9 protein-coding genes are annotated in these 12219 nt (G+C 42.5%); all 9 read right to left on the bottom strand.

Annotated elements, in window-relative coordinates; genetic code table 11:
* Window positions 1-2 precede the first annotated feature (2 nt).
* A complete protein-coding gene (locus tag ACWI_RS08390; protein ID WP_070370971.1) occupies window positions 3-836 on the bottom strand; it encodes a CheR family methyltransferase in 834 nt (277 codons plus the stop codon).
* A 47-nt stretch (window positions 837-883) separates the two neighbouring features.
* Window positions 884-2815, bottom strand: a complete 1932-nt coding sequence (locus tag ACWI_RS08385) for an HD domain-containing protein (protein ID WP_070370970.1) — start codon at window positions 2813-2815, stop codon at window positions 884-886.
* 37 nt (window positions 2816-2852) lie between these two features.
* Window positions 2853-3854: a sensor domain-containing diguanylate cyclase gene (locus ACWI_RS08380; RefSeq protein WP_175440920.1), complete on the bottom strand. Its 1002-nt coding sequence runs from the start codon at window positions 3852-3854 to the stop codon at window positions 2853-2855.
* A gap of 71 nt (window positions 3855-3925) precedes the next feature.
* A complete protein-coding gene (gene uvsE, locus ACWI_RS08375; protein WP_338076090.1) occupies window positions 3926-5188 on the bottom strand; it encodes a UV DNA damage repair endonuclease UvsE in 1263 nt (420 codons plus the stop codon).
* A 336-nt stretch (window positions 5189-5524) separates the two neighbouring features.
* Entirely contained in the window at window positions 5525-7927 is a 2403-nt protein-coding gene (locus ACWI_RS18485; protein WP_242871599.1) for an HD domain-containing phosphohydrolase, read from the bottom strand.
* A gap of 157 nt (window positions 7928-8084) precedes the next feature.
* Window positions 8085-8771, bottom strand: coding sequence for a CDGSH iron-sulfur domain-containing protein (locus tag ACWI_RS08365; protein WP_070370968.1), 687 nt, complete (start codon window positions 8769-8771; stop codon window positions 8085-8087).
* A 76-nt stretch (window positions 8772-8847) separates the two neighbouring features.
* Window positions 8848-9147 carry a cupin domain-containing protein gene (locus ACWI_RS08360; RefSeq protein WP_070370967.1) on the bottom strand — a complete coding sequence of 100 codons (300 nt, stop codon included), beginning with the start codon at window positions 9145-9147 and terminating at the stop codon, window positions 8848-8850.
* 88 nt (window positions 9148-9235) lie between these two features.
* On the bottom strand, window positions 9236-10213 hold the full coding sequence (locus ACWI_RS08355) for a YbgA family protein (protein WP_070370966.1): 978 nt from the start codon (window positions 10211-10213) through the stop codon (window positions 9236-9238).
* Window positions 10214-10344: 131 nt separating this feature from the next.
* The gene (locus ACWI_RS08350; RefSeq protein ID WP_084633577.1) at window positions 10345-12102 is read right to left on the bottom strand and encodes a GGDEF domain-containing protein; all 1758 of its coding nucleotides are present in this window, start codon (window positions 12100-12102) and stop codon (window positions 10345-10347) included.
* Window positions 12103-12219: the final 117 nt, after the last annotated feature.

Raw genomic sequence — 12219 nt, 5'->3', positions numbered from 1 at the left:
CATTACCGACTGATCTGAAAAATAGGCACACTGGAAGACAGCATCTTTAAATCCTGATCTTTTGCCATAAAGATGGATTCAGCCTCGCCCGTGACCAAATAACCGCCTTTGGCCAGAGAGCGTTTTAGTTTTCTGATTATTGACCGTCTCACATCGGTGCTATAATAAAAAAGCAGATTACAACAAAATATGATGTCAAAATCACCAAAAATGCTATCTGGAGGATTGCTCGAATGGGAATCCAATAAATCATACTCCGAAAAATCGATTTTTTCTTTTAGTTCCGATCCAATGGCGTAAGCATCGCCCTGTTTTTCGAAATAATTTTTCAGCTGTTTCATACGAATATTTGCAATGTCATCGCCATCATAAAGGCCCGTTCTGGCGACGCTTAAGGCTTCCGATGAAAGATCGGTGGCAAAAATTCGAAATCGCCTCGGCTTTGACACAGACTTGATCCCTTCTTCTAACAAAATTCCGATCGAATAAGCTTCCTGGCCAGTGGAACAATCTGCCGACCATACTCTGATTTCCCCGTTTTCCGGTTTTTGACTGAAGAGCTGCGGCAAAATCAGCTTTTCGAGCACCGCAAAGGTCAATGCGTTTCTAAAGAACTGGCTGTAAGTGATCTGAAAAGATGCCATTAATAAATCGGCTTCCAAGCGATTTTGCTGTAAATACAAGGGGTATTCCGCAGCACTAAGCTTAATGCCTGCCATCCGCCGCTCCAGTGATTTAATCAGAAAAGCATCATCATAAATAGTCAGATCTTTTTTATAAATCTCTTTCATAATCCGAATCAGCTCAAAAATGGTTTTATTTGCCTGTATTCCCATCCGTATCCCCCTAGTATCCTACCTGATGTCCAAATCAGCAGGTGTCGCTAACGAATCATTTCCGAATGCACAACTTCAACCAGCATTTTGGCCACCAGGGGATCAAAATGGGTTCCGGCACAGCGTTTGATTTCCGTAATGGCCTCATCATAAGCCAGTGCTTTGCGATAGGCCCGATCACTGGTCATGGCATCAAAGGAATCGGCCACCGCCACAATTCTTCCCTGCAGCGAGATTTCTTCCCCCTTTAAACCTTTTGGATATCCATGCCCATCCCAGCGTTCATGATGTTCCAGGATACAATTGGCCATTTCCGAAAACTCATTTGCCGAGCTGAGAATCCGATAACCAATTTCAGGATGTCGCTTAATTTCCTGCCACTCTTCATCGCTCAGAGCGCCAGTTTTATTCAGGATTTTTTCATCAATTCCCATTTTTCCGATATCATGGATCAGTCCTGCTGTCCGGATCTGATTGATTTCATCCTGATCCAGCTTCATTCGCAAACCAATTTTTTCACAAATGTGACCAACCCGGCTTGAATGCATCATTTCCCGATTGCTTTTTTCATAAAGGGTGTTCATAATCAATTCGATGGTTTTATTGCGCATGCTGGCACTTTCGTAGAGCTTATGACGATACATATCATCTTCGGCATTTTTTAATATCTGCTGGATATTCTCTTCTTTTCTGGTTTTCGTGCGGCTACCAAAAGCAATGGAAAGTTTCAATCCGCGAATTTTTTCCCGGGCTGCCAACACTTCCAGTCTTTTGATAATCAGGGCCGCTGTTTCAGCATCCGTTTTAGTTAGAATAATAACAAATTCGTCACCACCCAGTCGGGCAATCACATCGTTCTCACGACAGCCGTTTTTGATGACATTGGACGCTTTCTGGAGCAATTCATCCCCAACAGCGTGGCCAAAGGAATCATTGATCATCTTTAAGCCATTGACATCAGCCATAACCAGGGTTAATGGGTAATTATTTTCCGTATCCAGTTTTATCAGGACTTCTTCATAAAAGCGCCGATTGAAGAGACCGGTCAGATAATCATGGTAACTCAAATACCTGATTTCTTCCTCCGTTTTTCTGATTCGGGTAATATCCTGAACGGTTCCAAAATTTCCAATATGGTTTTTCTCTTCGTCAAACTGGGGAATCATCCGCATATTGATAATTCGCTCTTCGCCATCCTGACGAAAGATCCGGAAAATAAAATCAGCCGTTGATTTTTCGACCATTACCTTATTGATATTTTCAAGAATAACAGGGATCTCTTCCGGCTGGGCAAACCGGAGAAATTGCTCTTTGGTATTTAATTCATCAACGGAAGCAACCCCAAAGATATTCAACACTTCTTCCGAACAATTGATTTTGTCATTTTTGAAATCAAACTCATAACTTCCCAGATGCGCCAGTTTTTGCGCTTCGACCAGCGCTTTCTCACTTTTTTTCCGGGCTTCATTTTCTTTTTCCAGCGATTTCAGCAGTTTGAGGGTTCGGGCATGGGCGGCCTTTAGGGCCACATTCTGCTTTCTGACCCGGTTGTTAAGCCGCTCTTTTTCATTGCGTTTTTGAAGATTGGCCCAGCGGATTTTTGCCATTGCCCGAAGCTGAGAAAGCAGTTCCTGTTCATCAATCGGCTTTGATATAAAACCTTCACCGCCGCATTCCAGCGCCAAAATCCGATGTTCCCGATCGCCTCGGGCAGCGGTCACAAAGACCACCGGAATATCGGCCAGATCGGGGCTGGCTTTTAATTGACGACACACCTCAAAACCATCCATCTCCGGCATGATAATATCCATGAGAATAATATCCGGGTCTTCCGACACCGCCATTTCAAACCCCGTTCGCCCAGTAAAAGCCATCAAAACAGTAGCATCTGAAAACACATCACGAATCATGGCTTTTAAGACAATCACATTATCCTGGTTGTCATCAATCACTAAAATCTTTAATTGTCTTGTTTCCACAGGTCACCTCGTCCATGATTTTTTATATTATTGATCACTACTGATATTCCACCCGGTTTTGCCCCTTCTCTTTCGCCCGGTTTCGGGCTGTATGGGCTCGCGAAATCAAGGTTGCCGGCAGTAAGTCTTTGCGATAGGCGGAAACCCCAAAACTGGCGGTAAGCTTGCCAACGGTATTGAAACGAGTATTTTCAAGTATTGTCCGGATTTTTTCTGCCAGTGTAACGGCACCTTTTTCATCGGTGTCGGGAAGGATCACTAAAAATTCCTCCCCGCTCCAGCGGCCCACAATATCCGTCACCCGAACGTTGTCCTTAAGCATTGCGGCCACTGCCACCAGCATCTCATCCCCAACCTGATGCCCGTAAGACTCGTTGATCGTACGGAGCGAGTCCACATCAACTAACATCACCGCAAAAGGCATTCTTGTCCGCTCGGAGCGTTCCAGTTCAAATTGCAGAAATTCATCGAGTTTTTGACGATTAAACACCTGGGTCAGTTTGTCCTTAATCGACAGCTTTTTGATTTCCTCTTCCAGTCTTTTGATTTCAGTAATGTCCCTGATGACACTCAAGATGTGCGGTTCACCCTCAATGCTGATGGCCTGGGCTGATACCAGTCCGACAAACATTTCACCATTGACATCATTTACCATGATTTCCATGTTCTCACTGACACCGGTTCGCTTCAATTCTTCAATTAGCTGATCCCGTTTATCCAATTCAAAGTATAAATCATGAATATTCGTCACACCAGTCATGATATTTTTCCCTCTGGTTGTTATCAATTTATGGAAGGCCCGGTTATAGGACACTAATTTTCCATCTTCCATGGTGGTGATAATGGTTGGGTCAGGAAATAAGTCAAAAATCATCTCAAAATGCTTTTTACAGGCACTGCGAATACCCCCGATCATCTCATTGAGCTCAATAAAATCCGGATCATTTCCGTATTTTTCTAAAACATCATTGTCCGGTTTTTCCTCCGCAACGATGCTTTTCAGGTATTTAATCAATTCTCTGATTTCAGCATTTAACATGATCTTCCCTTCACAACTTTCTGACTCATCATCGAAACGTTTTTTTGCCAATCTGTTCCCATTCATTTTATTCAGATAATAACATAGTAATACGAATCCAACAGGTAGGTTTGCTCATACTTAACCGTCATTTTCCACAGATTTTTCTTCACCTTTTTAATGGAGGCTTCCCCTTTTTCGTATTGATCCAGCAGTTTTAGAAAATACTTCTTCTCACTGGGCAAGGCAATCGTTCTGAAATACCCCCAGATATGTTGCGCCACATTAATTGAGTTGCCCATAGTGGTTTCTTTTTGAAAAGATGCTTCAATCAGATTATAAAACTCCATGCAGGGATAGCTGTCCTTATTGTTCAGCAGTTTTCGAATCTCCAGATAATCAAGGGGAGATCTTTCCAATACTGCATATTTATATTTACTCCACTCATGTTCCAAGCGATTAATTTCTTTCTTTGTGGTTATGCAATTAATGCACTTCATCGCCGATAAATTCTTGTCTTTCACTTCCAGCATGATATCCAGATCTCTGCCATCCAGCTCCTGATGAAAGGCCATAAATTCGTTTATTCCGATGGTCTTGGAATGCGAACCCGGTTTTTTATCGGGATGCTGCTGGGAGTAATGGATTTTTTGCTTACCATCCTGACTTTTCCAGGTAGTTTTGCAGATATCAATCCAATATGTATCCGGCTGCTTTTCATCACAGGGATTCACCTGATGATGCAGGTTGTCAAAAATTACCGGGATGTCCAGGGCTTTTCCAATGATTAAAACATCACTGATGGTGTATGATTTATCGTCGTTTTCAATCACCAAACGTTTTTTAACCGTTTCACTCAACCGCTGGTAATTTTTCAGAAAGCGTTTAATTGCCTGTTTTTTATCATTATATATTCCCCCGACGTGGAGGATAATCTTATTTTCCGGACCCAGTCCCAGGCTATCCATGACACAGGCATGATAGTCCAAATCGGCAATGGCATTCGCCACAATATTTTCGTCCGCCGAGTTTAAAACGGTATACTGTCCCGGGTGCATGGAAACGCGCATGCCACTTTTGGCAATTTTTTTGCTGATTTTTTTAAACTGTTTTTCAAAAACTTCCCACCAGACAATCCGGTTGACTGGATTTGATCCAAACGGAATCAGTGATGAGCTGATGCGAAACAACTCAATCTGATTTTCGATATTATAGTCAATCATCTTTTCCAGGGCGTTCAAATTGTGCTTAATCAATTCAGTCAATTTTTCTTCGGACGCATTTTTCAGCAAGCACGTTTTCAATTCCGTATTAAGCACACCCACCGTTAAACATGCATATCCTATCCTCATCATAACCTTCTTTCCTATCCGTTCCCACTACTTTAATCGCTTTTTACTTTCAAAGTGATTATTAAAGCCTAAAAAATAACCATTATCAAAAATCTCCATCCAACAGCCACTTATGTCGCATAAATAAACCCGTTCGATCCGATATCCCCAATGATTGCGTTCATTATATCAGAAATGATTGCGAAACTGAAGTGAAATGGTCGTTAAATCAATGATATTTCATTTATTTTCGACCTAAAAAAGAGCCAGATTTCAGGCTCTTTTTGCTTTTTTGTAGACAGGTAACTTTTACCTGCCGTTCTTTTTCTAATTCGGTATCCGTGATTTGCCAACAAATTATCATTTTTTAGTCAGCACTTTTTCAATAAAGATCCGTGTCACTTCCGGATCAAACTGCGTACCGGCATGCTTTTTTAGTTCATGAATGGCATCGGCCTGACTCAATCCGCTACGATAGGAGCGATCACAGGTCATGGCATCATAGGCATCCGCCACCCCAATAATTCTTGCCTGCATCGATATTTCTTCCTGCTTCAATTTTTTGGGGTAGCCTTTCCCATCCCAGCGTTCATGATGTTCATAGACATACCTTGCCATTTCGGAAAATTCACTGGAAGAACTCAAAATCCGATAACCAATTTCAGGATGCCGCTGCATTTCCTGCCACTCCTCGAAATTCAAATGGCCGACCTTGTTGAGGATTTTTTCATCAATCCCCATTTTGCCAATATCGTGCATCAGCCCAGCCGCCCCAATTTGGTTAACCGCATCCTTACTCAGGTTCATCTCGATCGCAATGGCTTTACAGATCTCGCTGACTCTCCGGGAATGAAGCATTTCCCGACAACTCTTTTCATAAAGAGTATTCATAATCAGTTCGATGGTTTTATTTTTGATGCTGGCACTTTCATAGAGCTTATGCCGATACATGTCATCTTCAGCCCGCTTATATATCTCCTGAATGTCCTGGTTTTCGCTTTCCTTTATTTCGCAACCAAATGAGATCGAAATATCAAAGGCGTCGATTTTTTCATTTGAGGTCTTTGCTTTCAGGTCATTGATCACCTCAACTGCCTGAAAAATATCCGTCTGTGGTAAAATCACAATAAATTCATCGCCCCCCAGTCTGGCAACAATACTGTTCTTTGGAACTGCTTCTGTAATCAATCGGGCGGATTTTTTTAACAACTCGTCTCCCATCGCATGACCAAAGGAGTCGTTTATCAGTTTAAGACCGTTGACATCGGCCATGATCATCGTAATAGGCAGATTATCCGGAACATCCAGCCGCTCCAGTTCCTCTTCATAAAACCGCCGGTTATGGAGACCCGTGAGATAATCATGGTAACTCAAATAGCGGATTTCCTGTTCCGCCTGTTTGCGCTCCGTAACATCTGTAATAATCACCGCAAATTGCTTGAATCGGGGTGAATAGGCAACAACTTCAAAATATTTACCCACAAACTGGTCATAAAACTCAAACCGCACTGGCTGACCGGTCATGGCTACCTGACCGTATTTTAAGATCCACTGCTTATCCATAGCCGGTGCCACTTCCAGGGCAGTCTTGCCGATAATCTCCTTCCGTTTCATACCAACCAGCTTTTCATAGCTTTCATTGGCATCCAGATATCTAAAATCCACAGGATTGCCGGTCTGATCAAAAATAACTTCGTGCACCGCCAGTCCCTGGGCCATTTGGGTGATCAGTAGCCGGTGTTTTTCTTCACTTTCTTTTAAAGCTATTTCTGCCTGATGACGATCGCTAAAATCCACCAGCATATAGCTGACCAGCTTTCGCTTAAGATCGAAATCATTTTTATTTACATAAAACCAGCGGATGGTTTCATCCGTTCTGACCTTTACCGGCGTGCGTTTATGATCCCCCCGATTTAGAATTCTCAGTATTTCAGAAACACTTTCCTTGTTTCCCGCAAAAAAAAGCCTGGCAGCGGGATTCATACAAATAATCTCCGCATCACCATTGATCAGAAAGGCGACCTCGCCGATATTCCAGAAGGTTTGTTTCCAACGATTGATTTCCAATTCAAATAAATCATTTTTTACTTCGTTTAAACCAATCATGGCTGAAATGTACAAAATCACCACTGGCGTCGGATCGACATATTTATCACCCCCCATCAGGATCACCAGTACCGCAAGCCATGACACCTGTATTGACACAAGGATGAAACGATAACTTTTTTTCAAACTTGGGGAATTCGTTTTTTGATATGCTTTGATCAATGTGACTATTAAAAACAGCAGAAAAACAATGTAGTAGGCAAGAATCAGATAATAGCCGATGTTTTTGGAGGTACTGGCAACCGAAAAACCATTAACTTTGATCAATTCCACCCAGTTAAACGCCAGATGATGAATCGGATTGGTAATATAGAGTATCCAGAGTCCCCCTGAGAGAGTTACCAGTAAATATTTAATTGGCTGGGAAATTTTGACTTTTGCAAATTGGGAAACAAATAAGATTCCAAACGTTGGAATAAATATCACACCCAGATTCGCAAGATCCCGGGCCAGGATCATCATTTCAATGTTTTGCGAGTTGAGCGACAGAAAGTACCCCAATGCATAAATTGCCGAAGAAAACATCAGGGCCGAAAAATAATTAAACTGGCCCTCGACTTTTTGCTTTAAGAGTTTTATTCCCACAACACTATAGCCGGCCGCAATGATCGGTAATGCATATACGATTAAATTTAAGAATACCTTTTGTAAATCCATCCACTTCCTCATTCCAGAACGCGTCCGAAAATTCTGCTGTTACCAATCAGCTGATAAAAAGCAGCATTATCAATCTTGACTGAACCTGTATAATACCAGACAAAGGTTAAACGAACCTTTGTCTGGTATTATTTTTTACATAAAAATATACCAAGTTTTACACCTGGTCATCCAGATATTTTATATGAATGTGGGTCGCATCACAAAAGGGCTTATTGACCGATTCGCCACAGCGACACAATACCAGGCGATTGCGCTTTTCATATAGGCTGCCATCTGCCGATTGAAGGGGAATCCCCCCCTTAACAAAAATACCACAACTGGCCCCCCGCTCCGGATCCTGAAGAATCACAATTTCGGGTTCATATTCCGGTTCAATGAATGCGCCACTTTTTTCTACTGCCACTAACCGCCCGGCCGGACACTCGCTGGCGGCTTTAATGGCTTCATTTTTGAGGGTGGGATTATCGGACTGCCTGATCAGCTCCCATGCGGTACCATCATTGCGGTGACAGAATCTGGCAAATGCACAGCGGTGGTCATCTCGCATATCCAGATCAGCCCCAATGAGCACTTCGGCCCGATCGACAAAATCGGCTTTTGATGCGGTTTCATCACCATGAAAATCACATTTTGAATGGGCGCCATCACAAAAAGGCGGATTCTTTGACTTTCCGCAACGGCACAGGGTATAGGTCTTCGCCTGCGGCAACTCCCGCCCCTCCCGATAAACATAGCCTTTTCCCTGGGACGTAATTATTTTCTCAGAAAGTTTAATATTCCCGGTAACCACATAGGGCCCGTCTTTTAAGATCTTTATTTTGCCTGTCATTTCATTTTTCATTCTTATCTCCGTGCTTATCCTTTGGTATTGAATCTAATCTTTACGATTTGTGCCCATTGGGTAATGAACGACCCTCTTAATAAAATACACACAGCCAGATACAGGGCGGATCTGTCGAGGTATAAGCGACCCGATGTTTCTGATGCGGCAGAATCAAAAGAGTATCCCCTTTTACCAACGTGACCTTCCGGTCATCTTCAAAGACTAACTGAGCCCTTCCTTCCAGCAAAACCACATATTCGTGCTCCTGCTGATCATACCAGTTTGATTGCTGCCCCGTACTGATAATCCGTTCGATCCGGATCGTCTGATTGTGCTCCAGCACCGAGATCAGTTCATCTTTGATGGGCAATTCGGGCATTTCATAAATGTTCATTACTACCTCATATAAATCATACCATAGAATCCAGTCAGAGAACAGTTCGGCTTAAAAATTCAAATTTTTTATACTCCCCAGTCTTTGCTTATTTACTGATTAGTTCTGCCATCTTTCCCGAATCACTGATATCCATCAGTTCTTCCGGAAACGGGGCCCAGATGGTCTGATCCAGAAGATAGGGATCGTTATATTTAATGACATAAGACTTAAGAACATTGATCGGTACACTGAGGGGGATTTTCCCACTTTTATATTTTTCAAAACTATCCAGTATAAAGTTTTTTTCACCGCTGGAAAGCTGTTCTGAAAAATAACCAAAAATATGCAGCATCACATTAATATAATTACTATACCGGGGAATTCTCAAAAAAGCAATGCCAAGATGGGCTTTATAGCTACTAAAGACCTGTTCGAGTGGTAGCTTATCATGATTGGCAACAATTCGGCCCAATTCTTTCTGCTCTTTCTGACTATAAGCCATCAGCAAATATTTGTTTTGGGCCTGAAATTTAACCAGCGCCGCCATTGTTTTGGCTTTTTCCACCTGGCGATAACGGCACAGCGTATAGAGTTTAGCCAGAAAATGCTCTCTAATTCTAAAATTAGTTAACCGGCCCTCTTCTTCGATGGCCAGATAAGGATAGCGTTTAAATACCTGACCCGCAAAAATGCCCTGACCTTTAATCGAACCCGTGGTCTTAGCTTTACCCAGATAAACTTTGACGTCTTTGGTACCGCAGGATGGTGAACGCCCTTTTAAAATGAAACCGTCCACGGCCTTCAGGCTGTCAAAAAAAGCATCACTAAAGGCAATCATTTCTCCGGTATATTCGGTATCCGAGGCCGGTTGATACAAAACAAGCTGCTCGTTTTCCATCACCAGGCGAACCGGGTTGCGGGGCACCCCCAGGCCAATTTCCACCTCGGCGCAAACCGGATGATAGTCCACATAGTCTTTTAGTTTTTCGACAAACTTATCCGGCAGTGTTTGTCCATTATATCGGCAGGCATCAAAGCCCATGCATTTACTGACCACAACCTGGGGTCTTAATTCCTTTTCCATTTTGGTCACCTCGTTTCTTTATCTCAAACCCTATTTACCCATTTGCCAAAAGCTTCAATCATCAAAGCTCTCAGTCCTGTTGCCGAAAAAAAACAGACACGCTCTGCGCATCTGTTTTTGGACTGCCCGGTTTAACTCAACAGGTAATTACTACCCGGTTTTTTCTTGCATTTCTTTTTAATTTTTGCGGCTGTTTCGGCCAGTTCAAAAATCGTTTTGCTGTGATCGCTGGCCACACCGGCAATTGAAACTGACAAAAAGGGGAAATTCTCCTCCACATCCTTGCGATCTTTGGAGGTGATATAGCCTTTGTCAATGTCTTCCTTACTGTAATATTTAATCACGGCCTCGTTAAAGGCATGCATGATACTGATACACAGCTGCTCGGTTTTCTTTTTGGGGACAATGGCAATAAAGTCATCCCCACCAATATGACCAATAAAATACTCGCTTGGAATCCGGGTTTTTAAGATCTCGGCAAACTCCTTCAATACCCGATCGCCATTTTCAAAGCCATACAGATCGTTATAGGCCTTAAAATTATCCAGATCAAAATATAGAATCGTTTTTTTGTCCTTGGATTTAAGGGCCTTTTCCAGCTGTTGTTCAATCATCAGGTTTCCCGGAAGTTCAGTCAGCGGATTCAGGTGTTTCGCATAGACAAACTCAATTTCGATCAGTTTTTCCATCAGGTCTTTAACCGTCACAATGCCCTGAAACTGATTATCCCGGGTTACCACAATAAAATCATAAATTTTATCAAAATCCCGCTGCATCGCATTTTTCCCGACAACATCAATGGTGGCCAGGCAATCCACGTCCATAAAATCGGTATCCATGATATTGCGAACCGGTTTATTGGCATAAAGAATGTAGCCGTATTGACCGCTAATCCGTTTATAAAGGGCGTTTCGGGTAATCACCCCGATCGGAAGCTGATCTTCAACCACACAAAAGCCGGAGCGGGTTTCATTTTCTTTAAACATTTCATGAACCTGTGAAACGAGGATATCCGGCGATATGGTTTTCTCCTGCTTACAGATGCTCTCAATCCGATCATCAAGAACCCGATTATCCAACAACTTTCTTTTCCTGGCATTCTCTTTCATAACAATTTCAAGCACATCCTTTGAGATTGAATTTAGAATTCCATTGGGCTTTTGAATAAAATAACCTTGTCCATACGAAACCCCAATTTCGATGAGTGTCAGCAGTTCTTCCTTCGTCTCGATCCCCTCGGCAATCAGTGCCGTTTCGGTATATTCTGAAAATTCGTTCAGACACCGTACCAGGGATTGTTTTGTCATGTCCTTATCAATATCCCGGATCAGTTTCATGTCCAGCTTAATATAGTTGGGATGAATATCTGAGATTAGATTCAGTCCCGAGTATCCGGCCCCGGCATCATCGATGGCAATCCGATAATCCTGTTCTTTATAATTGTCAATGGTTTTAATAAAGTCCGCCAGATGATTGATGGCCTCGCTCTCGGTAATCTCAAAAATAATGCGCTTGGGATCAATGTCAAATTTTTCCAGATACTCCCGGGTGAAGCCTTTCCTGAATTGGACATCCTGCATAATATTCGGATTTACATTTAAAAAAAGCTTAAATTCGCTCTCGATTTTAAACGCCGCCTCAAAGGCCTTTGAACGACACAAAAATTCCAACTCCCAGAGCTTATTAAATTTTTGGGCACATTTAAACAGCATATCCGGATTATGAAGCAACGAAGCAACCGGCCCCCGACTCAGCGCCTCGTAACCATGGACGGTTCCGTCTTGTAATGACACAATGGGCTGAAAAACGGTGCTGATTTTCTTCTGATAGAGTATTTCCAAGAGCTCTCCTCTCAACCGCTCTTCTTCTTTATTCTGATTGATATCCAAACACATTCCTCCCCATTGTTGATGTCACAAATTATAACCATGGGAGTTGGTCATTAATGTTATCATCCGGTTAAATTTACGTTAATTTTTATCGGATGCGGGTACCTATAATAGATA

This window comes from Acetobacterium wieringae (assembly GCF_001766835.1).
GTDB lineage: Bacteria > Bacillota > Clostridia > Eubacteriales > Eubacteriaceae > Acetobacterium > Acetobacterium wieringae.
The sequence above is the reverse complement of the archived record's forward strand: the minus strand, read 5'-3'. Positions and strand labels throughout refer to the sequence as shown.